This is a genomic window from Stenotrophomonas sp. a6, assembly GCF_030913325.1.
GTDB lineage: Bacteria > Pseudomonadota > Gammaproteobacteria > Xanthomonadales > Xanthomonadaceae > Stenotrophomonas > Stenotrophomonas maltophilia.
On sequence record NZ_CP133161.1, the window covers coordinates 2,714,626 to 2,740,129 of the forward strand.

At 66.5% G+C, this 25,504-nt stretch carries 27 protein-coding genes; 9 read left to right on the forward strand and 18 right to left on the reverse strand.

Annotated features, from left to right (window positions below):
* Positions 1 to 4 precede the first annotated feature (4 nt).
* Genes phaC through Q9Q79_RS12560 form a run of 3 tightly spaced genes read right to left on the reverse strand, consistent with a single transcriptional unit; the run spans position 5 to position 2,770 of the window.
* Entirely contained in the window at positions 5 to 1,072 is a 1,068-nt protein-coding gene (gene phaC / locus Q9Q79_RS12550; protein ID WP_033833144.1) for a class III poly(R)-hydroxyalkanoic acid synthase subunit PhaC, read from the reverse strand.
* On the reverse strand, positions 1,069 to 2,133 hold the full coding sequence (phaE, locus tag Q9Q79_RS12555) for a class III poly(R)-hydroxyalkanoic acid synthase subunit PhaE (RefSeq protein WP_099527884.1): 1,065 nt from the start codon (positions 2,131 to 2,133) through the stop codon (positions 1,069 to 1,071). Before phaE ends, phaC begins: the two co-directional genes overlap by 4 nt.
* 22 nt (positions 2,134 to 2,155) lie before the next feature.
* The gene (locus Q9Q79_RS12560; RefSeq protein ID WP_005410091.1) at positions 2,156 to 2,770 is read right to left on the reverse strand and encodes a phosphatidylcholine/phosphatidylserine synthase; all 615 of its coding nucleotides are present in this window, start codon (positions 2,768 to 2,770) and stop codon (positions 2,156 to 2,158) included.
* A 343-nt stretch (positions 2,771 to 3,113) separates the two neighbouring features.
* On the opposite strand from Q9Q79_RS12560, the gene Q9Q79_RS12565 reads away from it, so the two are divergent.
* Positions 3,114 to 3,764 carry a class I SAM-dependent methyltransferase gene (locus Q9Q79_RS12565; protein ID WP_049449956.1) on the forward strand — a complete coding sequence of 217 codons (651 nt, stop codon included), beginning with the start codon at positions 3,114 to 3,116 and terminating at the stop codon, positions 3,762 to 3,764.
* Positions 3,765 to 4,641: 877 nt separating this feature from the next.
* On the opposite strand, the gene Q9Q79_RS12570 is transcribed toward Q9Q79_RS12565, so the two are convergent.
* From Q9Q79_RS12570 to Q9Q79_RS12590, 5 genes are all read right to left on the reverse strand, one after another.
* Positions 4,642 to 6,006 carry an MATE family efflux transporter gene (locus tag Q9Q79_RS12570; RefSeq protein ID WP_111189443.1) on the reverse strand — a complete coding sequence of 455 codons (1,365 nt, stop codon included), beginning with the start codon at positions 6,004 to 6,006 and terminating at the stop codon, positions 4,642 to 4,644.
* Positions 6,007 to 6,123: 117 nt separating this feature from the next.
* Complete coding sequence (locus Q9Q79_RS12575; protein WP_033833148.1) at positions 6,124 to 6,753, reverse strand: DUF2239 family protein; 630 nt, start codon at positions 6,751 to 6,753, stop codon at positions 6,124 to 6,126.
* A 162-nt stretch (positions 6,754 to 6,915) separates the two neighbouring features.
* Complete coding sequence (locus Q9Q79_RS12580) at positions 6,916 to 7,404, reverse strand: 8-oxo-dGTP diphosphatase (RefSeq protein ID WP_005413820.1); 489 nt, start codon at positions 7,402 to 7,404, stop codon at positions 6,916 to 6,918.
* A gap of 41 nt (positions 7,405 to 7,445) precedes the next feature.
* Positions 7,446 to 7,955 carry a DUF1249 domain-containing protein gene (locus Q9Q79_RS12585; protein ID WP_005410096.1) on the reverse strand — a complete coding sequence of 170 codons (510 nt, stop codon included), beginning with the start codon at positions 7,953 to 7,955 and terminating at the stop codon, positions 7,446 to 7,448.
* 191 nt (positions 7,956 to 8,146) lie between these two features.
* On the reverse strand, positions 8,147 to 8,968 hold the full coding sequence (locus Q9Q79_RS12590; RefSeq protein ID WP_005410097.1) for a pyruvate, water dikinase regulatory protein: 822 nt from the start codon (positions 8,966 to 8,968) through the stop codon (positions 8,147 to 8,149).
* A 144-nt stretch (positions 8,969 to 9,112) separates the two neighbouring features.
* Here Q9Q79_RS12590 and ppsA point away from each other — a divergent pair, with 144 nt between their 5' ends.
* Entirely contained in the window at positions 9,113 to 11,491 is a 2,379-nt protein-coding gene (ppsA, locus tag Q9Q79_RS12595; protein WP_005410098.1) for a phosphoenolpyruvate synthase, read from the forward strand.
* A 151-nt stretch (positions 11,492 to 11,642) separates the two neighbouring features.
* Positions 11,643 to 12,539: a mechanosensitive ion channel domain-containing protein gene (locus Q9Q79_RS12600; RefSeq protein ID WP_005410099.1), complete on the forward strand. Its 897-nt coding sequence runs from the start codon at positions 11,643 to 11,645 to the stop codon at positions 12,537 to 12,539.
* Between the two features lie 214 nt (positions 12,540 to 12,753).
* Here Q9Q79_RS12600 and Q9Q79_RS12605 read toward each other — a convergent pair whose 3' ends face one another.
* The 5 genes from Q9Q79_RS12605 to Q9Q79_RS12625 form a co-directional block, all read right to left on the reverse strand.
* Positions 12,754 to 13,869 carry an alkene reductase gene (locus tag Q9Q79_RS12605; protein WP_012480623.1) on the reverse strand — a complete coding sequence of 372 codons (1,116 nt, stop codon included), beginning with the start codon at positions 13,867 to 13,869 and terminating at the stop codon, positions 12,754 to 12,756.
* Between the two features lie 139 nt (positions 13,870 to 14,008).
* Positions 14,009 to 14,884 (reverse strand): EcsC family protein, encoded by an 876-nt coding sequence (locus Q9Q79_RS12610; RefSeq protein ID WP_005413826.1) that lies wholly within the window; start codon positions 14,882 to 14,884, stop codon positions 14,009 to 14,011.
* Positions 14,885 to 15,053: 169 nt separating this feature from the next.
* A complete protein-coding gene (orn, locus tag Q9Q79_RS12615) occupies positions 15,054 to 15,626 on the reverse strand; it encodes an oligoribonuclease (protein WP_012480624.1) in 573 nt (190 codons plus the stop codon).
* A gap of 75 nt (positions 15,627 to 15,701) precedes the next feature.
* Positions 15,702 to 16,226 carry a tRNA adenosine(34) deaminase TadA gene (tadA, locus tag Q9Q79_RS12620; protein WP_005410103.1) on the reverse strand — a complete coding sequence of 175 codons (525 nt, stop codon included), beginning with the start codon at positions 16,224 to 16,226 and terminating at the stop codon, positions 15,702 to 15,704.
* 75 nt (positions 16,227 to 16,301) lie between these two features.
* Positions 16,302 to 16,661 (reverse strand): helix-turn-helix domain-containing protein, encoded by a 360-nt coding sequence (locus Q9Q79_RS12625; protein ID WP_201862291.1) that lies wholly within the window; start codon positions 16,659 to 16,661, stop codon positions 16,302 to 16,304.
* Between the two features lie 78 nt (positions 16,662 to 16,739).
* On the opposite strand from Q9Q79_RS12625, the gene Q9Q79_RS12630 reads away from it, so the two are divergent.
* The 3 genes from Q9Q79_RS12630 (at position 16,740) to Q9Q79_RS12640 (ending at position 18,276) form a co-directional block, all read left to right on the forward strand.
* Positions 16,740 to 17,507: an NAD(P)H-dependent oxidoreductase gene (locus tag Q9Q79_RS12630; RefSeq protein ID WP_201862289.1), complete on the forward strand. Its 768-nt coding sequence runs from the start codon at positions 16,740 to 16,742 to the stop codon at positions 17,505 to 17,507.
* Positions 17,508 to 17,575: 68 nt separating this feature from the next.
* Complete coding sequence (locus Q9Q79_RS12635; RefSeq protein WP_005410106.1) at positions 17,576 to 18,013, forward strand: acetyltransferase; 438 nt, start codon at positions 17,576 to 17,578, stop codon at positions 18,011 to 18,013.
* Positions 18,014 to 18,069: 56 nt separating this feature from the next.
* Positions 18,070 to 18,276 (forward strand): hypothetical protein, encoded by a 207-nt coding sequence (locus Q9Q79_RS12640; protein WP_088429380.1) that lies wholly within the window; start codon positions 18,070 to 18,072, stop codon positions 18,274 to 18,276.
* 22 nt (positions 18,277 to 18,298) lie between these two features.
* Here the strand turns inward: Q9Q79_RS12640 and Q9Q79_RS12645 are convergent, their stop codons facing one another.
* Positions 18,299 to 18,805: an N-acetyltransferase gene (locus Q9Q79_RS12645; RefSeq protein WP_111173730.1), complete on the reverse strand. Its 507-nt coding sequence runs from the start codon at positions 18,803 to 18,805 to the stop codon at positions 18,299 to 18,301.
* A 259-nt stretch (positions 18,806 to 19,064) separates the two neighbouring features.
* Between Q9Q79_RS12645 and Q9Q79_RS12650 the strand changes: the two genes are divergently transcribed.
* From Q9Q79_RS12650 to Q9Q79_RS12660, 3 genes are read left to right on the forward strand one after another with little or no spacing between them, the layout of a single operon-like run.
* Positions 19,065 to 19,736, forward strand: a complete 672-nt coding sequence (locus tag Q9Q79_RS12650; protein ID WP_201862287.1) for a hypothetical protein — start codon at positions 19,065 to 19,067, stop codon at positions 19,734 to 19,736.
* Positions 19,737 to 19,776: 40 nt separating this feature from the next.
* Positions 19,777 to 20,430: a hypothetical protein gene (locus Q9Q79_RS12655; protein WP_012480629.1), complete on the forward strand. Its 654-nt coding sequence runs from the start codon at positions 19,777 to 19,779 to the stop codon at positions 20,428 to 20,430.
* The gene (locus Q9Q79_RS12660; protein WP_005410111.1) at positions 20,427 to 21,755 is read left to right on the forward strand and encodes an XVIPCD domain-containing protein; all 1,329 of its coding nucleotides are present in this window, start codon (positions 20,427 to 20,429) and stop codon (positions 21,753 to 21,755) included. Before Q9Q79_RS12655 ends, Q9Q79_RS12660 begins: the two co-directional genes overlap by 4 nt.
* Positions 21,756 to 21,804: 49 nt before the next feature.
* Here the strand turns inward: Q9Q79_RS12660 and Q9Q79_RS12665 are convergent, their stop codons facing one another.
* From Q9Q79_RS12665 to Q9Q79_RS12680, 4 genes are all read right to left on the reverse strand, one after another.
* A complete protein-coding gene (locus tag Q9Q79_RS12665) occupies positions 21,805 to 22,905 on the reverse strand; it encodes a hypothetical protein (RefSeq protein ID WP_201862285.1) in 1,101 nt (366 codons plus the stop codon).
* A gap of 97 nt (positions 22,906 to 23,002) precedes the next feature.
* On the reverse strand, positions 23,003 to 24,007 hold the full coding sequence (locus tag Q9Q79_RS12670) for an XVIPCD domain-containing protein (protein ID WP_049396617.1): 1,005 nt from the start codon (positions 24,005 to 24,007) through the stop codon (positions 23,003 to 23,005).
* Positions 24,008 to 24,064: 57 nt separating this feature from the next.
* Positions 24,065 to 24,601, reverse strand: a complete 537-nt coding sequence (locus Q9Q79_RS12675; RefSeq protein WP_005410114.1) for a hypothetical protein — start codon at positions 24,599 to 24,601, stop codon at positions 24,065 to 24,067.
* Between the two features lie 317 nt (positions 24,602 to 24,918).
* On the reverse strand, positions 24,919 to 25,470 hold the full coding sequence (locus Q9Q79_RS12680) for a DUF4189 domain-containing protein (protein ID WP_012480633.1): 552 nt from the start codon (positions 25,468 to 25,470) through the stop codon (positions 24,919 to 24,921).
* Positions 25,471 to 25,504 lie beyond the last annotated feature (34 nt).

Consider the following 25,504-nt stretch of genomic DNA (forward strand, 5'->3'; position numbering starts at 1 on the left):
GACTCTACAGATCGCGCGCCTTCAACCAGCCATCGATCGTGGCCGGCACTTCGCGCTGCGCGCGGCCGGAAACGTAGATACCAATATGCCCACCACGGAAACTGGACTCGGTGTAGTCGTCCGTGCCCAAACGCCCGCGCATCGCGCGCGAGGCATCCGGTGGCACCAGATGGTCCTGCTCGGCATAGATGTTCAGCACCGGCAGCGTCACCTGCGACAGATCCACCGCTTCCTCGCCGATCCGCACCGTGCCGTTTACCAGCCCATTGCCCTGGTAGAACTGCTTGATGAAATCGCGAAACGCCTCGCCCGCCAGGTCCGGTGAATCGAAGATCCACTTCTCCATGCGCAGGAAATCCTCCAGCGCGGCCTTGTCATCGAGGATGTCGAGCAGGCCGACGTACTTCTGCACGTTCAGGCGGAATGGCTTGAGCATCAGGTAACTGGCATTCATCAGGTCGGCCGGGATGTTGCCCAGCGTGTCGACCAGCAGGTCCACGTCCACCTGCCGCGCCCAATGCGAGAGCATGTTGTCAGCCGTCTGGAAGTCGACCGGGGTGACCATGGTGATCAGCTTGCCCAGCTTCTGCCGGCGCAGCGCGGCGTAGCACAGCGCGAACACCCCGCCCTGGCAGATGCCGAGCAGGTCGACCGGGCCGCCACTGCGGGTGCGCAGCGCGTCCACCGCACCATCGATATAGCGCAGCAGGTAGTCCTCCAGGGTCTGGAAGCGTTCGGACCTGTCCGGGTAGCCCCAGTCCAGCACGTACACGTCCTGGCCCAGCGCCAGCAGCTTCTGCACCAGCGAACGGTCGGCCTGCAGGTCGACCATGTACGGCCGGTTGACCAGCGCGTAGACGATCAGCAGCGGCGTGCGCCGGGTCGGTGCCTGTTCGCCGACGAAGCGGTACAGCACCACCTTGCCGTCACGCCAGACTTCCTCGCGTGCGGTCACGCCATAGTCCACGTCTTCCACCTGCGGCAGCAGCTTCAGCCCTTCCATCAGCTTGCGCTGCATGGCCAGGGTTTCCTGCATCAGGTCATCGGCGTTGAAGCCCAGCGGTCCTTTCATCGGTCACGCGCCCGAGTGGAAGCGCGAGACGCAGCCTTCTTCGCAGACACCTTCTTTGCAGGCGCCTTCTTTGCCGGCGCCGCCTTCTTCACGGCTTTGCGCGCGGCCGGCTTCACCTTCGCCGGTGCCGGCTGCGACACCGGATCGACCGCGGCAGTCCCCGCCAGCACCGCCACCTGTGCCTGCAGGCGACGCAGGCTGCGCTCCAGTTCGGCAATACGGCGATGCGCGGCGTCCATCTCGCTGCGGGTCGGCAGGCCGATACGCTCACTCATCTGTTCCACCTCGCGCTGCAGGCCGGCGCGCAGGCGCATCTGCGCGTTGCCCAGCGAGGCGTACACCTGCTGGAACGGTTCGGACATGGCGACCTTGGCGTAGGCCTCCTCGGCCACTTCGATCCACAGGTCGAACATCGCGCGGGCGCTGGTCAACTGGCTGCCGGGCTGTTCGTGCTCGGCCAGACGCTGCTCGAACAACGCGAAGGCCTCGTCCAACGCCTGCCTGATCTGATCAACGTAGGCGCGCGAATGCTGCTGGTACTCCTCCTGCGCCCGCAGCAGGGCCTGCCAGCGCGCCTGGTGCTCGCGGCCGGGGCCGAACGCCGGGCTCTGCAGCCACGGGCCCGCCTGCAGCTGGAACTGCTGCAGCCATGCGGCGAAGTCGGGCACGGTGGCGCCGGCGTGGGTGCTGCCACGGGCGCCCTGCAGCATCCACTGCAGCATACCGTCGCCTTGCCCCTGCACCGCCTCGCGCCAGGCCTGGGCCACCTCGGCGCTGCTGGCATCGCGGCCGGCGAAACGCGCGGCCACTTCCTGCATGGTGCCGTACCAGCTGCCGGCCTGTTCGCGGAAACGGCGCACGGCATCTTCCGGCGCGCCCTGCCCCTGTTCGGGCAACAGTTGGCTCCACCAGTCGAACAGCCGTTGCCAGCTGCCGGGGTCGCCGCCGGCCGGTGCACCGGGCGTGCTCGCGTGGCGCAGGGCATCGCCCCAGGCACCGAAGTACTGCCGCGCCAGCGTTTCGAAATCGCTGCTGCCGGCGTCGTGGGCCGAGCTGGTCATCGCAGGCCTCCGCAGGGCTGGCTCATGGCTTGGGGATACGCAGGGTCTTGCTGATCATCAGCGACCCGGACAAGGCGAACAACAGCACCATCGGGTGCAGCTGCCACGGGCCGATCTGCCACTGGCCGAACCAGAGGTCCTGGCCGATGGCATCGGTACCGGCGGCAATCGCCAGTACGATCACCAGCACCAGGCTGGTCGGGATCGGGGTGCCCTCGAAATACGTGACCTTGCCCTCGTCGCCGGCCAGCGCCTCGGCAGTGACGTTGTAGCGTGCCAGGCGGCTGACACCGCAGCAGACGAAGTAGCTCAGCACCAGCCAGTCCCAGCCGCCCTGCATGCCGCAGGCATAGGCCAGCGCCGCCGGCGCCACGCCGAAGGAGATCACGTCCGACAGCGAGTCCAGCTCGCGGCCCAGGGTGGAACTGGACTTGCGCCAGCGCGCGATGCGCCCGTCGAGCGCGTCGAAGATGAAGGCCAGCGGGATCAACGCCATGCCGAACAGCAGGTAGCCACGCTCGCCGTCCTGCAGGAAGCGCATCGCGGCAAAGACCGCACCGGTGCCGCAGAAAGCATTGGCCAGGGTGAACCAGTCGGCCAGCTGGAATTCGCGCAGCATCGAGAAGTGACGTTTCATGGGGTCTCACGGAGCATCAAGGCCCACAGGTTACCGCGAGCGCCGCCGCTGGCGACAGCACTGGCAGGACCCGCCTTCACCACACCCTCACCTGCCCTCACCGGCGGTGAATTTTTCGCCACCCATCTTGACAGCCTAGGGGGGTGGCGCCTGTCGCGGCTTATCCACAAAGTTGCCCACGCGTAATCCACACCCCCTGTGGACAACCAGATCTCACCGACTGCGACGCTGGACATTTCCTCATCACCCGGAAGCGGGGTTTCCCTACTTCCCAAGCCACAAGGTCGGCGCTATGGTCACCGGCGGACCCGCCGCCGCCACGTCCGAAACTCTGCAACGGACGATGATGATGCTGGATGCTCCCACCCTGGCCGCACAGCTGCGGCAGCCCCACGGCGAGGCCGCGCTGGCGGTGGCCGACTCGATGAACCGCAGCAACGGCGCACTCAACCTGGCCGCAATCGGGCTGCTGGCCGTCGGCGCCGGCGAACGGGTCCTGGAGGTCGGCCCGGGCAATGCGGCCTTCGCGCCACTGATGCTGCAGGCCACCGACAGCCACTATCTGGGCATCGAGCTGTCCACGGCCATGGTCGAGGCCGGCAACCAGCGGCTGGCCGACGCCGGGGTGGCCGAACGTGCGGCGATGCGACACGGCGACGCCCATGCACTGCCGGTCGCCGATGCCGCGATGGATGCCGCGCTGGCGGTCAACACCCTGTACTTCTGGCCGAACCTGGCCCCGGTGCTGGACGAACTGGCGCGGGTGCTGCGCCGGGGCGGCCGCCTGTGCCTGGCCTTCGGCGATGCCAGCTTCATGCGCAGCCTGCCATTCGCCGCCGACTTCCAGCTGCATGAGCTGGACGCGGTGGAGCTGGCGCTGCGGGTATCGGGCTTCCGCGTCTCGGCCTGGCGCAGCCACCGCGAATCCGCAGCCGGCAATGACGGCCAGACCCGAGAAAAGCACTTCCACCTGCTGCTGGCACAGCGGCACTGAAGTGGTAGAGCCGGCCGCTGGCCGGCTGCCCCGGCCATTGCGGATTGCCGGCCAGCGGCCGGCACTACCCAACCTGCACCTGCCGCCAGCGAACAAAGCAGAACACCTGCATCCGCGCCGGATGCGATCCGACCGAGTGGTAGAGCCGGCCGCTGGCCGGCTGCTCCGTCCATTGCGGATTGCCGGCCAGCGGCCGGCACTACCCTGCCTGCACCCGGCCGCCAGCGAACAAAGCAGAACACCTGCATCCGCGCCGGATGCGATCCGACCGAGTGGTAGAGCCGGCCGCTGGCCGGCTGCCCCGGCCATTCCGGATTGCCGGCCAGCGGCCGGCACTACCCAGCCTGCACCGGTCGCCAGCGAGCAAAACAGAACACCCGCATCCGCGGCGGATGCGATCCGACCGAGTGGTAGCGCCGGCCGCTGGCCGGCTGCTCCGGCCATTGCGGATTGCCGGCCAGCGGCCGGCACTACCCGGCCTGCACCGGTCGCCAGCGAGCAAAACAGAACACCCGCATCCGCGCCGGATGCGATCCGTCCGAGTGGTAGAGCCGGCCGCTGGCCGGCTGCTCCGGCCGTTGCGGATTGCCGGCCAGCGGCCGGCACTACCCAGCCTGCACCCGGCCGCCAGCGAGCAAAACAGAACACCTGCATCCGCGCCGGATGCGATCCGACCGAGTGGTAGAGCCGGCCGCTGGCCGGCTGCTCCGGCCATTGCGGATTGCCGGCCAGCGGCCGGCACTACCCAGCCTGCACCCGGCCGCCAGCGAGCAAAACAGAACACCTGCATCCGCGCCGGATGCGATCCGATCGAGTGGTAGAGCCGGCCGCTGGCCGGCTGCTCCGTCCATTGCGGATTGCCGGCCAGCGGCCGGCACTACCCGGCCTGCACGCGGCGCCGCCAATGCGCGAAACAGAACACCTGCATCACCAGCATGGCCAGCAACCCCAGCGGCCATGCCCACCACAGCCCGGCCAGACCGTGCCGGGATTGCAGCCACATCGCCAACGGCAGCTCCAGCAGCAACACGGCAGCCATGCCCAGCAACGCCGGCAACAGCACCGTGCCGCTGCCGCGCATCACTCCGACCAGCACCGCACTGCCTCCCATCGCCAGCACGCCCCACACCACGGTGCGCAACTGCAACGCGGCCAGTTCGCGCACGTCGGTCGCCGCCAGGATCAGGCCGGTCAGCCAGGGCGCCAGCGCCACAACCAGCACCACCACCCCGCTCAGCATCGCCAGTCCAAGCAGCACGCCTGTGCGTGCGATGGCCGGCAGCCGTGCCGTACGCCCCGCGCCCATCGCATGCGCCGCGAGGATGGTGGCAGTGATGCCCAGCGACATCGCCGGCAGCTGCACCCAGCTCATCAACTGGTTGACCGCACCGTAGGCGGCCGTGGCCGTGTAGCCATAGCGGTTGATCCAGCCCAGCAGCACGATTTCGGCAATGGCCAGGCTGAGCATCTGCAACGAAGACGGTATGCCGATGTGCAGCATCGAACGGATCAGCGCTCCATCAAAGCGGATGGCTTGCAGCAACTCATGCCCCGGGGCCAACGGGTGCCCCATGCGCTGCCACCGCCACATCAGCCAGGCCAGGGCCAGCAGCGAGGCGAGCGCCGCCGAGACTGCCGCACTGGCCGCGCCCAGCTGCGGCAGGCCGGCCCAGCCCAGGATCAGCAGCGGCGTGCACAGCAGGCCGACCACCGTGGCCAGCAGCAGCGCATGCAGCGGCGTTTTGGCATCGCCCACCGCACGGCTCACCGCAGTGGCCAGCCACAGCAGGAAGAACGCCGGTGCCGCCAGCAGCAGAACACGGGCATAGACGATGGATTCGCCGAGGATCGGCGCTGGCGTGCCCAGTGCCGCCAGCAGCTGTGGCGCGAAACCGCCGCCCACCGCCATCACAAGCACTGACAACAGCAGAATCAGTGCCACCGCACTGCCGGCGACCGCGCGAGCCTGTTGCGGCCGGCCCGCGCCCCAGGCCTGGCCGATCAGCACCATCGCACCGGTGGCCAGACCCATTACCAGGGCCAGCAGCAGGAAGAAGACAGGGAAGAACGCAGCGGCGGCGGCCACCGCCTGCGTACCCAGCAGATGGCCGAGGTAGACGTTGTCCAGCGTGCCTGCAGCCAGCTGCAATGCGTTGGTCAGCAGCATCGGCAGGAGCAGGGTCAGATAGGTGCGCCAGAGGGGCGGCGCGACCGGGGGGATGGGATGTGCGGGGGTGTCCATGGGGTTCTCTGGGCAAGGCGCTGCCCTGCCCGGCGTTTCCGCCAGCAAAGCAAGCACAGGGGAGCGGGCCGTGGCCCGCGATCAGGTGGCGCCGCCGCTCAGTAGCGGCGCGGTGGCTCAGCCGTCTGCGTGGTCCGAAGAATCATCGAAGGCCAGGCGCAGGGCGTGATTGCGCACATCCTCGGGCCAGCTGCGTAACGCCATTTCCAGGCCCGCCCGGTCGTGCGCGAACAGGACACGGATCGCTTCCTCGAAACCCGGCAGGTCTCCGGCGACGGTCTGCAGGAAGTGATAGGCACGCTCGCTGTGGCGGCGCTGCCGGTCCTTGTCGGCACCAGCACGGCTGGCCGCCTCCACCAGCTTGCGCAGCACTACCGAGGCCCCGCCGGGCTGCTCGGCCAGCCACGCCCAGTGGCGCGGCAGCAGGGTCACTTCGCGTGCGACCACGCCCAGCTTGGGGCGGCCGCGGCCACGCGGAGTTGCCGGCGCCTCTTCGGCAGTAACGTCGGCATCCGCCTCGACGGCGGCGGGAAAGGCTTCGACGACCCGCGCCAGCAGTTCTGCGTCACTGCCGCGCGTATCGAAATCACGGGTGCGGCCGGTAGCGTTGTCGAACACAAGCAGCGGACCGGCAGCGTTGCCGGCACGCAGCTGCTTCAGCGCCAGCGCAGCCACTTCCGGGGTACCGGAGGCGACCAGCCGGTGGCCGTCGAAGCAACTGAAGGGAGGGAGTCGGGACGCAGGCATGGCAATGGCATCGGAGGTGATGCGCGAATATTGCCCGGGTAATTTGCGTTCGTCAATATTGCCCGGACATTAATGAACCGGAAGAGCGTGCCAACCAAGGTTGGCACCCACCTGGAAGGTTGATCCCCACTCGAAAGATCGCCCCCCTCCCGATTCGCCGGCTTACAGCCGGCTGTAGGACCAGCTGACCATGCGGCCGTCCTGGTACGGCATCACGCCGTGGAAGGGGCGCGGGTCGGCGTCGAACACCAGTGGCAGGAAGTTGCGGTCGCCCTCCCACATCGGCAGCGTGTCCAGCTTGTCCAGGTCCACCCACTCCAGCGTGCCTTCATGGTTGCCGCCGTGCGGGGTGCCTTCGAAACTGTCGATGACGAACACGAAGCCCAGCCAGTCCTCGCCATGCTTGCCGAATCCCGGCCAGCTGATGGTGCCGCGCAGCCGCATGCCGGTGCAGTCGATGCCGGCTTCCTCGGCGATTTCGCGGCGCATGCCTGCCGCAACGTCTTCGGTCGGTTCGATCTTGCCGCCCAGCCCGTTGTACTTGCCCAGGTGGTGGTCACCGGGCCGGGTGTTGCGGTGGATCATCAGCACCTGGCGACGATCGGGCGACAGCACGTAGCCCAGGGTGGCGACGATCGGGGTGTACGGCATGGGCAGCATCCAGCGGCAGGTCAGCCGTGGATTATGGCCGATCAGCGCACCAGCGACAGGCGGCGTTCGGCAGCCGCAGTGGCGCCATCAGGATCGCGGCGCAGGGTGGCCACGCCGTGGCCGCGCTCGGCGAGGTATTCCAGCCACTTGCCGAGGAAGGTGTTCATGCGCATGCGGTGGCTGATCAGTTCCGCCGGCGGCGGGTACAGGCCCATGGTGTCCTGCCAGCGGCGGCCGACATAGCAATGGGTGGTCTCGGCCTGGCGCGCGTCACGGTACAGGCGCACGTAGGCCGACGGATCAGGCTCGCCGGTGACCGGGTCGGCCAGGTCGTAGGTCAGGCGAAGTTCCACCGTGTAGCGGTGGCACTCGATCACGTCCAGGCGGACATCCAGGCCGTCGCCGATCGAGGAAATGTAGCTGCCCGCCGCCAGTCCGGCCGGTTCGAACAGGCGCACCAGATGGCGATAGTTCTCCGCGTACAGGCCCATGAGCCAGCTCAACCGGCTCAGGCGGGGAATGCGTTCGGTACGGGGCAAGGCTCGGGCCATGGGTCGATCCTACACGTTGGTGCTTCAACGTGGGGGCGGGATCACCCCGACCAAAGGGCTCGGTATCGACCAACGGTCGATACCCACCGTGCAGGAGGGTCGATACCCACCGTGCAGGAGGGTCGATGCCCCCGCGCAGGAGGGGTATTGCCCCGGGAGGTAGGCCACGACCGTTGGTCGTGGCGCACGGATCAATACAACTCGCGCTGCAGCCCCAGCGTGGCCAGCACCTTGCTGGAAATCTCCTCGATCGAGGTATGCGTGGTGCTCAGCGTCGGGATCCGCTCCATCTGGAACATCACCTCGGCCGCGGCCACCTCGCGCTTGCAGGTCTCCAGGTTGGCGTAGCGCGAGTTCGGGCGGCGCTCCTGGCGGATCTGCTGCAGGCGGTCCGGGTCGATGGTCAGGCCGAACAGCTTGCGCCGGTAGTTGCGCAGGCGCGGCGGCAGGCGGTCGCTTTCCAGGTCCTCGTCGGTCAGCGGGTAGTTGGCCGCACGCACGCCGTAATGCAGGGCCAGGTAGATGCAGGTGGGCGTCTTGCCGGCGCGCGACACCGCCACCAGGATCACGTCGGCATCGTCGTAGTTCACCGCGATACCGTCATCGTGGGTCAGGGCGAAGTTCATCGCGTTGATGCGGCGGTGGTAGGTGTCGAAGTCGACCATGCCGTGGGCCTGGCCGACCCGGGCCAGGCGCGGGCTGGCAAGTTCACGCTCCAGCGGCTCGATGAACGGCGCGAACACATCCAGCATCAGCGCCCCGCTGTCGGCCAGGATCAGGCTCAGGCTCTGGTCCACGCAGGAGTTCACCACGATCGGCCGGACCTGGTACCGCTCCCCCGCCGCCTGGATCCGGGCACAGGCTTCACGCGCTTTTTCGGGGTCGTCGACAAACGACATGCGGTCGGTAATGAAGCTGAACCCGGAGAACTGGGTGAGCAGGCTATGCCCAATGGTTTCAGCGGTGATACCGGTTCCATCGGAAACGTAGAACACCGGGCGGATGGTCGACATGCGCGCTTTTACCCCCTACGAAGCTTAAAAAGGCCGCCAGCACAAGCTTGTGCCGACAGTGGTCTGCCCGGCATCATATCGGCTTCTTCCTACGGACGCGGCCACTCAGCCCGCCTCGGGCGATGGCCAAACGGAGCATCGCGCTTGAACGAGAACATCCTGTGGTTGCACGAACTGCGTCTGGCCGATCTGGCCCGCGTAGGCGGCAAGAATTCGTCCCTGGGCGAGATGATCGGCAACCTGGCCGGTCTGGGCGTTTCGGTGCCGGGCGGTTATGCCACCACCGCTGAAGCCTTCAAGGACTTCATCGCGCACAACGATCTGTCCAAGCGCATCTTCGACAAGCTGGCCACGCTGGACGTCGAGGACGTCAACGCGCTGACCGCCGCCGGCAAGGAAATCCGCAGCTGGGTGATCGATGCGCCGCTGCAGCCGCAGCTGGACCAGGACATCCGCACCGCCTACGCCAAGCTGAGCGCCGAAAACGGCGGCGGCGACGTGGCCGTGGCCGTGCGTTCGTCGGCCACCGCCGAGGATCTGCCGGATGCCTCCTTCGCCGGCCAGCAGGAGACCTTCCTCAACGTCACCGGTGCCGACGATGTCGTGCACAAGGTCAAGGAAGTGTTCGCCTCGCTGTACAACGACCGTGCGATCGCCTACCGCGTCCACCACGGCTTCAAGCATGAGGACGTGTTCCTGTCCGCCGGCGTGCAGCTGATGGTGCGTTCGGGCGTCGGTTCCTCCGGCGTGCTGTTCACCCTGGACACCGAGTCCGGCTTCCGCGACGTGGTGTTCGTCACCTCTTCGTTCGGCCTGGGCGAAATGGTCGTGCAGGGTGCGGTCAATCCGGACGAGTACTACGTCTACAAGCCCACCCTGCAGGCCGGCAAGCCGGCGATCCTGCGCCGCTCGCTCGGCAGCAAGGCGATCCGCATGGTGTATTCGGATGTCCCGGGTGAGCGCGTCAGGATCGAGGACACTCCGGTCGAACTGCGCAACACCTTCTCGATCAGCGACGAGGACGTGCAGGAACTATCCAAGCAGGCGCTGGTCATCGAAAAGCACTACGGCCGCCCGATGGACATCGAGTGGGCCAAGGACGGTGTCAGCGGCAAGCTGTTCATCGTGCAGGCGCGCCCGGAAACGGTGAAGTCGCGCAGCCACGCCACCCAGATCGAGCGCTTCGCGCTGACCGAAAAGGGCGGCAACGTGCTGGCCGAAGGCCGCGCTGTGGGCGCCAAGATCGGTTCGGGCGTGGCCCGCGTGGTCAAGACGCTGGACGACATGAATCGCGTGCAGCCGGGCGACGTGCTGATCGCCGACATGACCGACCCGGACTGGGAACCGGTGATGAAGCGCGCTTCGGCCATCGTCACCAACCGTGGTGGCCGCACCTGCCACGCCGCGATCATCGCGCGCGAGCTGGGCGTGCCCGCCGTGGTCGGTTCGGGCAACGCCACCAAGGTCATTGAAGATGGCCAGCTGGTCACCGTCAGCTGCGCTGAAGGCGATACCGGCTTCATCTACGAAGGCAAGCTCGGCTTCGAGCGCACCACCACCGATCTGGGCAACATGCCGCCGGCCCCGCTGAAGATCATGATGAACGTGGCCAACCCGGAACGTGCCTTCGACTTCGGCCAGCTGCCGAACGCCGGCATCGGCCTGGCCCGCCTGGAAATGATCATCGCCAGCCACATCGGCATCCACCCGAACGCACTGCTGGAATACGACCGCCAGGACGCGGCGACCAAGAAGAAGATCGATGAGAAGATCGCCGGCTACGGTGATCCGGTCAGCTTCTACGTCGACCGCCTGGCCGAAGGCATCGCCACCCTCACCGCCTCGGTTGCACCGAACCCGGTGATCGTGCGCCTGTCGGACTTCAAGTCCAACGAGTACGCCAACCTGATCGGCGGCAGCAACTACGAGCCGCACGAAGAGAACCCGATGATCGGCTTCCGCGGCGCCAGCCGTTACGTCGACCCGAGCTTCTCGGCCGCCTTCGCGCTGGAGTGCAAGGCCGTGCTGCGCGTGCGCAACGAAATGGGCCTGGACAACCTGTGGGTCATGATTCCGTTCGTGCGCACCCTGGAAGAAGGCCGCAAGGTCGTCGAGGTGCTGGAACAGAACGGCCTGAAGCAGGGCGAGAACGGCCTGAAGATCATCATGATGTGCGAAGTGCCGTCCAACGCACTGCTCGCCGATGAGTTCCTGGAGATCTTCGACGGCTTCTCGATCGGCTCCAACGACCTGACCCAGCTGAGCCTGGGCCTGGACCGCGACTCTTCGATCGTTGCGCACCTGTTCGACGAGCGGAACCCGGCAGTGAAGAAGCTGCTGTCGATGGCGATCAAGGCAGCACGTGCCAAGGGCAAGTACGTTGGCATCTGCGGCCAGGGTCCGTCCGATCACCCGGATCTTGCCGAATGGCTGATGCAGGAAGGCATCGAGTCGGTGTCGCTGAACCCGGACACCGTGGTCGATACCTGGCTGCGCCTGGCCAAGCTGAAGGCCAACGGCTGATGCCGTGATGGCCATAGGCTGACGTCGTGTTCATCGGCGTCGGCCGATACTGCTGCTGCACGCAAGCCCCGCCTCTGCGGGGCTTCGTGTTTCTGGCGTGCACGCACGCCCTGCCCCACGCAGACACCGTTTCTCAGCAAAGGACTTCCGCATGATCGCCGCAGCAGCACCCGCCGCCCCCGCCGCAACGCCCTGGTTCCACTCGCTCGACTGGGAACGCCTGCTGGAAACCTACGGCGTGCCGTTGCTGGCCGCGATCGTGGTGCTGCTGGTGGGCCTGTGGGTGGCACGTCGCTTGTCCAATGCAATGCCGCGCGCCACTGCGCGCATGGGTGTGGACCCGATGCTGGGCAGCTTCCTGCGCAACGTGGTGTATGCCGCCTCACTGGTGATCGTGGTGGTGCTGGCCATTGGGACTCTGGGCGTGCAGATCACCCCGCTGCTGGCCGTGCTCGGCACCGCTGGCCTGGCGGTCGGTCTGGCATTGAAGGATTCGCTGTCCAACATCGCCTCGGGCGTGATGCTGGTGACGCTGCGACCGTTCCGCGTGGGCGATGTGGTCACGGTGGCCGGCCAGACCGGCACCGTGCGCGAAGTGCGCATCTTCCAGACCGTGCTAACCGGCGCTGACAACCAGCACACCACCATTCCGAACACGCTGATCACCGCCGCGCCGATCATCAACCTCACCGCCGAGCCGACGCGCCGCGTCGAGCTGGTGATCGGCATCGGCTACGAAGACAACATCCAGCTGGCACGCGACACCGCGCTGGCGCTGATGAAGGCCGATCCGCGTGTGCTGCAGACCCCCGCACCGGACGTGGTGGTCTACGAACTGGGCGCACACGCCATCAACCTCGGCATCCGCTGCTACGTGAAGTCGGCCGACTGGTTCGGCACCAAGGTCACGCTGCTGGAACAGCTGAAGCTGGGCTATGACAAGGCCGGCATCAACATCCCGTACCCGCAGCAGGACATGCACCTGTACCTGCATGGAAAGGATGGCGGTGTGGTCGAGGCCGATGCGCTGGTGCGCGACAAGCCGTGATCCGGCAGTGGAATGCCGGCCAGCGGCCGGCACTACCCCTCGCCGCCTGACTGAAATGCCGGCCAGCGGCCGGCACTACCCCCCTCGCCGCCTGACTGAAATGCCGGCCAGCGGCCGGCACTACCCCCCTCGCCGCCTGACTGAAATGCCGGCCAGCGGCCGGCACTACCCTCGCCCACTGGTAGTGCCGGCCGCTGGCCGGCAGCCTCCAGAATCAGGCAGCGACGCTCTCTTCCAGCGCCGGGTAATCAGTGAAACCCTCCGCACCACCGCCAAAGAACGTGGCGCGATCCGGCGGATTCAGCGTCGCACCCGTACGCAGGCGCTCGGGCAGATCCGGGTTGGCGATGAACGGCCGGCCGAAGCCGATCAGGTCAGCCCAGCCTTCGGCCAGTGCCTGCTCGGCGCGCTCGGCGGTGTACTTGCCGGCGTAGATCAGCGTACCCGGGTAGACCATGCGCAGCGCCTGCTTGAACGCCACCGGCATCGGCGGTGCATCGTCCCAGTCGGCCTCGGCAATGTGCAGGTAGCCCACCCCCATCTCACCGAGCAGGTGTGCGGCAGCCAGATAGGTCGCCTGCGGCGTATCGTCCACCGCCCCCTGCAGCGTAGTCAGCGGCGCCAGGCGCACGCCCACACGCTCGCCACCGGCAACCTCGACCACCGCCTGCACCACCTCGCGCAGGAAACGCAGGCGATTCTGCAGTGAGCCGCCGTAGGCATCGGTGCGCTGGTTGGCCTGCGAATCGATGAACTGGTTGATCAGGTAGCCGTTGGCGCCGTGCAGTTCCACACCATCAAATCCCGCGGCCAGCGCATTGCGCGCAGCCTGCGCGTAATCGGCGACGATGCCCGGAATCTCGTCCTCGCGCAGCGCGCGCGGCATCGAGTGCTGGATCATCTCGCCCACACCGGCTTCGGGACCCGCCCCAGTCGGGTCGACGAACACTTTCACGCCTTCGGCGAGCAATGCCGAGGAAGACACCGGCGCCGCGCCATCGGGCTGCAGGGCCACATGCGAGACACGGCCGACGTGCCACAGCTGGGCGTAGATGCGGCCACCGGCGGCGTGCACCGCATCGGTCACCTGCCGCCAGCCCTGCACCTGCTCGGCACTGTGGATGCCCGGGGTCCAGGCATAGCCCTGGCCCTGCTGGCTGATCTGGGTACCTTCGCTGACGATCAGGCCGGCGCTGGCGCGTTGCGCATAGTAGGCGGCCATTTCCGCGGTGGCGACGTTGCCATCGGCGGCGCGCGAGCGGGTCATCGGCGGCATCACGATGCGGTTGGGCAGCGTCAACGCGCCCAGGCGGTGGGGGGTGAACATCATGGCGGCAATCTCTTGCGGGGGGAGTGCCGCAAAGGATGGGGATGCCGGCTGCCAGGCAACAGGCATGCACTGGCAAAACAATTGTTCCCTCGAGGCAAGGATCACCCGCCACGAGGGCTCATCCACGCATGGCGTGGCTCTACTCCAGCCTTGGCTCGATCCTTACCGCACCATGCGCCACGCGGTCATAGCAGGCGCGCACCACATCCTCACCGTACTTGCGCTCCAGCCGGCGCACGATGAAGTGGCCGCGCGCCATGTCCTGGTAGTAGTCGGTGAACATGGTATTGAGTGTTGCACCGGCGGCAGCACCGACGATCGGCACCGCCTGTGCGGCGAATTTCTCGGTGACCACCACGCCGAAGCGCGCCGCCACCTTTTCCACCATCTTCGCCAGCAGCTTTCCAGCTTCCTTCGGTGCCACGCCCAGGGTCAGGTCGCGGCCGGTCACCACACGCCCAGCCAGTTCGGCCGAAAGATGCCGCATCACGTCGGTGGTGAAGCCTCGGGCCAGGTAGTAGCCGGTCTCGCTGGCGTCGTCGCGCGGCGAGTTGCCACCGAGCGCGAACACCTCCAGGCACGCCTGCCGGGTGCTGAACTCGGACAGGTCGAAGCCCTCGCTGCGGGCCACGTCGGCCACGGCGCGCATCATGATGGTGGTCGACACCGGCAGTTCGATGAACAAGGCCGCGAAACCAAAGGCCCCGCCGACCGCGCCCGAGGTGGCTGCCGCCAGCTTGTGCCAACGGGTCGACGCTCCCTTGCCGGGCGAGTTGTCCATGCTCCACAGCGCCGCCTGTGCGGACTTGGACAGCGCCGCCTGCACCGCACCGTGTATGCGGCCGGAGACCGCCTTGGGCAGCGCCTTCACCGCGAACTCCAGCGGCGTGCCGACCAGATTGGCCATGCGCGCGGTGAGGGTCGGCGCTTCCAGCAGGGCCACCGCCCGCTGCAGGTCGGACCAGTCGCGGGCGTCGTGGGCAATGTCGCGGGGAAGCAGGATGGGCTCGTTCATGGCGCCGATCTTAGCGCCGGGGAGTTGAACGGTTCGTCGCGAGGCACGACAGAGGGGTCAGAGCCCTTGCCGCGGGAAGGGGTTCGGCCCCGACGCCTTGCCGGCCAGCGGCCGGCACTACCAGTTCGCGTGTCACCCGGTAGCGCCGGGCCTTGCCCGGCGTTGTTGTTCAGGCCGTGGGCAAGCCCGACAGCGCGCCCATGAACTGGCGGTAATGGCGCAGCTCTGCGATCGAGTCGTGCACGTCGCTCAGCGCGGTGTGGTTGCTGTTCTTGCCGACGCCGGCGGCCACGCTCGGCGCCCAGCGCTTGGCCAGTTCCTTCACCGTGGACACGTCCAGGTTGCGGTAATGGAAGTACTTCTCCAGGCGCGGCATCTGGCGGTGCAGGAAGCGGCGATCCTGGCAGATCGAGTTGCCGCACATCGGCGAAAGGCCGGCCGGGATCCACTGCGCCAGGAAGTTTACCGTCTGCGCCTCGGCCTGGCCGAGGGTGGTGGTGCTGCCCACCACGCGCTGCCACAGGCCCGAACGACGATGCTGGTTGCGGTTCCACTCGTCCATCGCCTCCAGCGTTTCCAGCGGATGATGGATGGCGAATTCCGGTCCTTCGGCCAGTACGTTCAGCTGGGCGTCGGTGACCACGGTGGCGATCTCGATGATCGAATCGTTGTCGGTGTCCAACCCGGTCATTTCCAGGTCGATCCAGATCAGTCGTTCGTTGGCCGCGCCGGTGTCCGCCATTGTGTCGCCTCGTTGCTGGGCAGGCGCGCGGCCTACCGGTGAAGGAAAGAGGCGCCCATCATACCCGTTCGCCCTTCAGCCCTCGCCGACGTGGTCTTCCAGCAGCAGCGGCGGCTTGCCACGCTTGGCGCGGAAATAATTGGTCAGGCGCGTACTGGCTTCCTTGGCCAGCACCCCGCCGTGGATCTCGACCCGGTGGTTGTGGCGGGCATCGCCGAGCAGGTCGAACACGCTGCCGCACGCACCGGTCTTGGGGTCGCTGGCGCCGTAGACCAGGCGCGAAACGCGCGCATGCACGATCGCCATCGCGCACATCGCGCACGGCTCCAAGGTCACGTACAGCGTGCTGCCAAGCAGGCGATGGTTGGCCAGCAGCTTTCCACCGGCCCGCATGGCCACGATCTCGGCATGCGCACTGGGGTCGTGCGAGGCGATGTTGAGGTTCCAGCCCTCGCCCAGCAGCTGGCCGTCGGCGCCCACCAGCACCGCCCCGACCGGAATCTCGTCGAACTCACGCTGCGCGCGCTCGGCCAGGGCCAGTGCATGGCGCATCCAGTGTTCATCGGCGTCGTGCACCGGTACACCCAGGACATCGGTCATGGCGGTTCTCGCTTTTCAACTGGGCCAGGATGGCCGCCGGGGGCGCATTGTACGCCCGGGGCCGTGCAGGCGCCGCTAGCGCGCGTCGAAGCGCTCGCGGGCCGCATCGAGCGCCGGGAAGTTGTGCTCGGCCCAGCGATCCAGGGCGGACAGCGTCTCGACCAGGCCGCGCGCGACCTCGGTCAGGCGGTACTCCACATGCAGTGGTTTGCTGCCCCGGTCACACCGCTCGACCAGCCCATTGCGCTCCAGCTGGCGCAGGGTCTGGGTCAGCACCTTCTGCGAGATGCCTTCGATCTTCCGCAGCAACGCGCCGTTGCGAAGCGGGCCCTGCGCCAATGCCGGCAGCAGCAGCATCACCCACTTGCCTGAAATCAGCGCCAGCGCATCGCGTGCCGAACAGTTGGCGGCATAGACATCCCCGGGAAAGGCCATGGTTACCTCAAGGTGCGTAATTGCCGGCGCGTGCCGGCACCGCGAGGATGGTCGCACACTCCTCGAACACCTCGCCCCATGCGCGCCCTGATCCTGCTTGCCCACCCCGAGCCCCGCTCCTTCAATGCACATCTGGCCGCTCAGGCCGCCGAGCAACTGCGGCATGACGCGCTGCAGGTGGACGTGGTCGACCTGTATGCGGAGGGCTTCGATCCGCTGGAAGCGGCTGACCACCATCCGCATCGCCTGCATCCCGGCCACTTCGACGCCCAACGCGAGCAGCGGCACAGCGCCGAGCAGGGCCAGCTGCCCGTCGATGTGCAACGTCACCTGAAACTGCTGCGGGCCGCAGACCTGCTGATCCTGCAGTTCCCGCTGTGGTGGTTCGCGGCGCCGGCCATCCTGAAGGGCTGGCTGGATCGCGTACTGGTGTACGGGCCGATGTACAACAGCCGCCTGCGTCACGAGCACGGAGCGATGCGCGGCAAGCGTGCGTTGCTGAGCGTCACCACCGGCTCATCGGCACGGGCCTGCGCAGTCGACGGCCGCGAGGGAGATACCCGGTTGCTGCTGTGGCCCTTGATGTACAGCCTGCGCTACGTCGGCTTCGACGTGATGGAACCGCACGTGGTGCACGGCGTGCGTTCCGGGCTGGCAGCGGAGCGCATGCAGGCCCACGACGAGGCACTGGCTGCAGCAACCCACCACTACCGCGAACGCCTGGCGCAATGGCCGCAGTGGCCCACCGTGCCCTTCAACGACAGCAGCGATTTCGAGGACGGCGTTGTGCTGCGCGCGGAGGCCACTACCTACAGCCCCTTCATCCGCCATCGCAACGCCGGATGAATCCACATCTGCGCGCTGGATCGGGACGCGCCATACTACGCACTCTTTGCAAGCACCTTGGCGAACCCATGACCACCCTCCGCCCCTCCCGCGCCGACGACGGCGCCGCTCTTGTCGACCTCTGGCGCCGCGCCGTCGACGCCACCCACGACTTCCTCAGTGCAGAAGACCGCCAGGCCATCGATGCCGAAGTCGCCGGTTTCCTGCCGCAGGCGCCGATGACCGTTGCTGTCGATGCGCAGGATCGGCCGCTGGGCTTCATGCTGATCGATGGCACGCACATGGAAGCGCTGTTCATCGATCCGGACGTACGTGGCACCGGCATCGGCCGGCAACTGCTGCAGCACGCACTGGCCCAGCATCCGCAGCTGAGTACTGACGTCAACGAACAGAACGCACAGGCCGTCGGCTTCTACCTGCGCATGGGCTTCGTCGAAACCGGACGTTCACCGCTGGATTCGCAAGGCCGTCCGTATCCGCTGATCCACCTTCGGCACAACGGCTGACATCCGTCGGCAGCAGCCACGTGCTAGCGTGGCTGCTTTCGACCAAGGAATGCCGCATGGATGGTGCAAAAGCCCTGTTGACCCTGTTTGCGCTGGGCATCAGCCTGGTCTGGATCCTGGTGCCGTTCGCCATCTTCGCCGTGCGCAACCTGCTGCGTGAAGTACTGGTCGAGCAGCGCCGTACCAATGAACTGCTTGAACACATCGGCGGTTACCGCATTCCGAAGCCGCAACCCGAACCGACCGCCTGGCGCGCGCCCTGAGCAGAAACGTGCCAGGCCCGGATCAGGCCGTCGCCTCGAAGGCCGGTGAGTACTGCACTTCGCCCTGTGCCAACGGAGGCTGCAGGCAAAGTGCCTGGAAGTACTCCGGCGGCACACCCGGCAGCACCAGGCCCGGCTCGGCACAGAAGCCGAAGCGGCCGTAATAGGCCGGCTCGCCCAGCAATACACAGCCATGTGCGCCCTGCTGACGCAGTGCTTCAAGTGCGGCATGCATCAGGGCCGCACCGATGCCCTGCCCCTGCCAGGCAGGCAATACCGAAATCGGCCCCAGGCCAAACCAGCCCGTGCTGCCATCGCTGATCGTCACCGGCGACACCGCCACATGGCCGATCACCTTCCCGTCCAACTCGGCCACCAGCGAAACGCTCAGCTCCCCGCGCGCGCGTAGGGCGTCGACGATGAACTGCTCGGTATGGCTGCTGTGCGCAGCGTTCCGGAATGCGGCCTCGGTGAGCGCATGGAGGGTGGCGTGATCATCAATGGCTTCGGCACGGATGGTGTAGTTCATGGCGTAATGCTCGCTTGCGTGAGAGTCGCGTGAATTGGCGACCGTTGTCACAAATTGGTGGTGAAATGTCGAACGCGAAGCGCAATCGCCTGGCCAACCCCGAATCGCCTGTGCCGCAATCGATTCGGCGACGCTGCCGAACGCTGAATGCGTCAAAATTCCGTCACCCACGCCTTGCCGCAGCTGGCGCCAGGTTTCCAGAACACTCCATAATCGATAAACCTGTCACCAGGGAAGGATATATGGACACGGACGCACGATGCAGGATGCCGCCATGGATGTAGCCATGCCGACACGCAAGGGATGCCATCTGGTACCGATGGGCCTCTTGCTGGCGCTGACGGCCTGCTCGCCTTACGCGGACGCAGAGCGTGACGTTGCCGCAGGTGGACGCGGCCTGGCCAAGCTCAACCCGTCACCGCAGCAGGGCTACGAGCTGGTACTGACCCTGAAGGATGCCCCCGGTCCCTTCGCGGTGGTCGAGGGCGTTGCCCAGTACGACGTCAGCAACCACAGGGACTGCGGCCGGGTCCTGTGGGCGACCGGTACCGCCAGCCGTATCACCAGCCAGGAGTTGGTGGAACTACACAAGGTCGACGAGAACGAATACCGCGGTACGTTCTACCTCGACCGCATGCAGGACGAGGATTACTACGGGCGTGGCGTCTGCCATTGGACGTTGACGGGTGTCGGTGCGATGTTGCGCGCTACGACCGGCGAGGCGGATACGCGATTCCTTACGTTCGTCGACAAGGAGCGCATGGAGAGCGACTCACCTCTTACGGTTTATTACCCAAACCTTATCTATCCGCGCGCCGACACTGTCGCCAACTTTGGCACCAGTGGCGAGGAAGATCCGTCGGGGTACAGCGAAGATCTGCGCGACGCGCTGTTCTCAACCACCACCACTGTGCAGAAGCTCGTGCCATGAGCTGCCAGTTCAACAACCCCTACCCCCAAGGAGGCCGACATTGCGCCACAAGATGATTCCGTGCCTTGCTCTGCTTCTTTTGACCGCCTGCAACCCGGAGACCGCCATGAACCAGGAACGTGCCGCTGCTGAAGCCGATGTCGCCCAGGGCGGGCGCGGCCTCGCCAAGCTCAACCCCACCCCGCGCAAGGCCTATGAGCTGGTGCTGCGCCTGAAGGATGCCCCCGGCGATTTCGCACTGGTCAAGGGCGTAGCGCAGTACGACGTCACCAACGAGGATCAGTGCGGCCACATCGAGCCGGCCACCGGCACAGCTGCACGTATCACCAGCCAGGAACCGGTGGAGCTGCGCAAGGTCGCTGAGGGCGAGTACCGCGGCACGCTATATGTGGACCGCATGCTGGATGAGGACTACTACGGTCGTGGCGTCTGCAAGTGGGAGTTCACCGGTGCCGGGGCAATGCTGAAGGCGACGGGTGCCGAAGAAGAGACCCGCTTCCTCACCTTCGTCGACGCCAAGCCGCTGACCGAAGGTGGCGCCCATACGCTCTACTATCCGGATCTGGTCTATCCGAAGGCAGATCGCGTTCCCAACTTCCCAGCCAGTGGCGAGCCCGATCGCAGCAACTACGCCGCTGATCTGCAGGACAAGCTGTTTACGATCACCCTCTCCGCAAGTGAGGTCGCGCCGTGACCATCACCTCTCAGGACTACGCCGCGTTATCCAATGACGCCTACAAGGATCGGGCCGTCGGCCGACGTGAACCCGGCCAAGAAGAAAAAGTCACGTTAAACGGCCATGAGTACAAGATACTTGAGCATGTCAACAATCGTCTCAACGGCTATCAGGGCACCGTCTATCAGCGCGTAGACACCAAAGAGATCGTCATTGCGCATCGTGGCACCGAGCAGATCGCTCGCGATGCGATTCTGACCGACGGCGGCATGGTGGTTGCGCGCACCAACGTGCAGGCGCCTGACGCGATTGCTTTGACACAGAGGACGCTCGAAGGCGCTGCGCTTCAATCCCGCTTGAACGGTGTGCCCGCGCCCCAGGTCACCGTCACCGGTCACTCCCTCGGCGGCGCTCTTGCCCAGATCACCTCGCACCACTTCAACGTCAAGGGCGAGACCTTCAATGCCTACGGCGCGGTCAGCCTAAGCTATCGCATTCCGGAAGGCGGCAACACCATGATCAACCACGTCATGGCCTCCGATCCGGTCAGCGCCGCGTCACCGCATTTCGGCCAGGTACGCATCTATGCCAAGCCCGACGAGATCAAGACGCTCGCGGCAAACGGCTTCAGCAATCACGCCCTGCGTGATCTGATTCCGGACCGCCCGATCATCGCGGCCACCAGCTCGTTCGGTGCGCACAAGCTGGGCAACTTCCTCAACGAAGGCTCGGTGCTGAAGCACCCGGAAACGCAGAAGCTGGCGAAAGACAACGCCAAGATGATCGAGGAGTATCGCGACGACGTCGAGTCACTGCGTCGCGGCGTCACCCGCGCTGCACGCGGCATCCCGGGCGGCGCCATCGATCTGTACGACCACATCCGCGGCCCGCTGCAGCCCGGTGAACCGGCACGCCGCGAAGCGGAGAAGAATGGCCATCACACCAGCATGCTGCGCATGGACGATGCCAACCACCTGGGTAACCCGCTGTTCAACGACGCGATCCGCGGCGTGCACGCACATGACGTGCGCGTTGGCCGCGTGCCGGACGTGATGAGTACGCAGCTGGCGGGCAGCCTGGCGGCGGAGATGCACGCTGCAGGCGGCAAGCGCATCGACGAAGTGGTGATGAACGCCGATGCCTCGCGCAGCTTCGCCGTGCAGGGCCAGGGCGGTGACCCCGCCCACCTTCGCGTGTCGGTGGATACGGCAGTGGCGATGAACACGCCGCTGGAACAGAGCAGCCAGCGCATCGACCAGCAGGCTGCAGGCCAGCGCCTTGCGCTGGAGCGCGACCAACAGCTGGAACAGCAGCAGCATCAGACCCGCAGCCTGCAGGCCTGATGGACAGCGCGGGAGCCGGTCATTCCGGCTCCCGCCTCAGCACCGTGACTCAGGGGCTGGTGGCCGCGACCGGCGCAGATGCACTGGCGGTCACGAACAGATCCGGCCCGGAATCCGGGAAGCCGCCGCAGGCGCGATCGCCCGGCGCGACCGGATCACACGGCCACTGGCTGCGCGGGACCTTGTCGCGCAACTCGAAGCGATCGCCGGTCCAGACCACGAAGGCAAGATGCTCGCGGTTCCAGTCACTGAACGCACGCGCCCCACCCTTCGGCACCGTCTCCGGATACTGCACGAACCAACGCATGGCCGGCCCGAACTGCAGCTTGCTGTGATCCAGCGTGATCCTGCCCCCACGCGCCAGCTGGCGTGCGCGATCCGCCTCGGTCACCTGTGGCATGACCGGCATCGCCTCGGCGGTAACATCCCTCGGCGGCGCATCGCCACGCACCTGGTACACACGCTGGCCCACATAGGCCTCGCGGCAGCTACCCGCTGGCACACGTACCGGCTCCGCGCTGAACTCATCGCGGTTGGCGACCTGGTCACTGCAGGTGAACGGCGCGGACACCAGGTAGAACGTGCTGTCGGCGTCGCGCCCTTCCAGCGAGCGCACCCAGACGTCGCCCATCCGCACGATGAAGTCCGGTCGCTGGCCGTACCCAGGCACCGCCTTGAACCAGGCCTTCTGCTGTACCTCTCGCTCGCGCCAGTTGCGCGGCAGGTGGATGTCCTGCTCGGGCAGCGCGACCAGCAGAGCGGCCAGATGCGCCGGCATGGTGCCCTGACAGGCGCCGGTCAGCAGGTCGCCCTGGGTCGCCAGTCGCCCGGCCAGATCCACCGGGCAGCGCGCACCGAGCGCCCGCTCGGTCGCCCGCTCGGGCGGCAATGGCACGATGGCCAATGCGGGCGGTGCGGGTGCTGCCGCCGGAACGGTTCGCTCGACGGTGGCAGGCGGTGCCGTCCCTGCAGGCGCATCAGCGATCGCCTGTGCCGTGGCGTGCGTTTCCGCGACGGGCGGCGCTGTCTCCTGAGCCTGTGCCGAGGCTGCGGCAAGTCCAAGTGACAGCAGCCAGAGCGGCGGCAGGCGGCGCGCGGATGCATTGCAGCGGGCAGCGGCCTGCAGGGCATTCAAGGGAACGATTCGCATGTGGTGTCCTTACGGGTGGGTTTCCATGTCGGCGCCACAGGGCGCCACGCGTCGTACGCAAAACAACGGCGGGCACCCTGCCCGCCGGCACCAAGTGCTACAGGGATCGAGAACGCTGCTCCTGCTCGCGGGCGAGCGCGGCCGTCGGATCCTGCTGCGCAACGCTGGCCGCCAACTGCTGGCTGCTCTGCGCCAGTGACTGCTGGGAGGCCTGCTCCCGGTCAACAGACGCACGCAGCATGGCCGGATCACCCAGCGCGCCCTGCACTGCAAACAGCGTACGGCCGTCGTTGCCCGCCAGCAGATGATCGATGCGCGACAGGCCGGCCTTCTGCGCCCCCAGCGCCAATGCGCCAGCGGTATTGTCGAGCTCCTGTGCACTGCGCAGTCCACTTTGCGGCCCCATCTGCCGCAGGTGCTGGCGCGCATCCTCGAACAATGCGTTGCCGGGCTCACCGGCATGCGACATGTCGCGTGCAACGGTCTGCGCCGGCGCACCGACTTCGCCGCGATCCAGTCGCGCCATCACGTCCGGCGTCAACTTCTGCTGCCAGACCTCAAATCGTTGCCGGCGCGCCTCGATGCCATTGAGCGCGCCGTTGAGCGCATAAGTTGCTTCGCGCACATCATGGCGCGCCCCCTCCGGCACCCGTGTCTGCCACTGCCATACGGCAATACGACCTGCGTGCTCGGGCTGCGCTGCCAGCTCCGGGTGATTCACCAGGTCCAGATCCAGCGCCTTGCCGGCACGCTCGTAATTCTCCTTGCCGACCAATGGCAGATAGCCGCGGCCGTGGTACTTCAGCGCGTCACCAGGCGCGTCGTTGCCCATGCGCCCGCCGTACATCAACTCAGCCAGGTTTTCCGGGCGACCACGCAGCGCTTCCTGGCGGGCGCTCTCCAACGCGGCGTTGCCATTGCGCCACGCAGCCTCCACCGGGATCTGCGAGATTCCCCGGGTGAAGTTGAAGCTCTCGTTGAGCCGGCTCAAGCCGCGCGACTCGTGCCCTGCCTGGGCCATGAAATTGGCCAGTTCAAGCGGGGAGTCGATGCCGGCTTTGGTCGCCTGTCGCAACAGCTGCGACTCTCTATCGGTCGACACAGTGCAACTCCTGAATCTTCATCAGCGCGGATTCCCTTCCGCCGGTTGGAGCTTGGCTCATGGAAGCGACACCTCGGCAACACTGGATGGGTCGAAGTCCTCGAACCTCACCCTGCCCAGCTCCGCCGCCGAGTAATCCCGGATGTTGGTCGCTTCGGTCTCGATATCCACGACCTTGCGTCTCACCCCGTCAACCCAGCAGGCCTTGTCCGCGGGCGCATAGCGGAACCGGTAGGTGCTGCTCCAGCGCTCGCGGCTACCGCCGTTGGTGATCACGCTGAAGGTGCCCTTCTCGACCATTGCATACGCAAAAGGGTCGCCGGCCAGGCCACCTCGGGTGGAACACGGCACCAGCTTGTCGTTGCGCGCGGCCAGCTGCCAGCGCCCGCGCCCATCACCGCGCAGCAACAGCAGCACCCGGTTTGGCCCGTGCTGGCCGGGCACCAGCCCTTCCGGCGTCGGCTGGTCGATGACCAGCAGCTGATACTCGATGCCATCGCCGTTGAGTTCGCCCCTTACGGCTTCCAGCAGGTTCGCACCGGACGGAACAAATGCCAGGGCATCGTCCATGTGTGCGCCAACCCTGTCTTCCATCCCCTCCCACTCCTTCAATGTGGTCATGCCGATACCCGCCTCCCTGCCCAGCCGGAACGCGTTCCGGCTTATCCGCGCCTGCGCGGACAGGAATCATAGCCTTGCGTACGGCAAGACCGCGATGATGGCGAGCGTCACCCGACGCAGGGGCTGACAGCGTCCTCATTGGACGGAAGAACCCCTGCATTCGGCGGCACTGGCGCGTCATTTTCATGACGCGTGGGGAGCTTACCGCGAGGCGTTCTGCCGCGTCGAAGTGCGAGGAAATCGAAAAGCGGAATTGATCACAGAAAACGGGGCTTAGCGTGAATGGCGCCTTACCTAATGAACAGATCCGCCGTGCAGGCCGTTCTGGCGATCCCGCATTGTCCCTGCGGCAGCTGCTTCCATGCCGCCTTCGCGTTGCATTGCTGCATCGCGACAATGACCGCTCCCTGTTCGGACATGGCGGTGGCGACGCTGGTGGTTTCAGTGCCCAGGCCCGCGTGGGCGACCGCCACGCATTGCGCCTGGAACAGGGTCGCCAACGTACATTCGCCTTTCCCGAACTCCTTGCACTCCTTCATGGATGCACGCTTGGCCTTGCCCCGCGAGCGCATCGAGTTGCTGATGAAGGTGTCGCCGCGGGCATCCATCGCCACGCCACGCACGGTCTGCGCCCAGTTGGGGCGATTGTTGTACGGGGAGCCTGAGCTGCTCACCGGAATGGGCGCACAGCCCTGTACACCCTGGCCACCGATGGGATACATGCCCTGCGGGCAATTGCCTTCGGCAAGCGCGGTGAACGGCAGCAGGCCTGCAATCAGCAGGCACGGGAGAAAAGCGAGGTGGATTCGTTTCATGGGGAGACCCATTCCTTTGCTGCCCATTGTGAGGGGTGGGATGACCTGAGCGGACGATCGT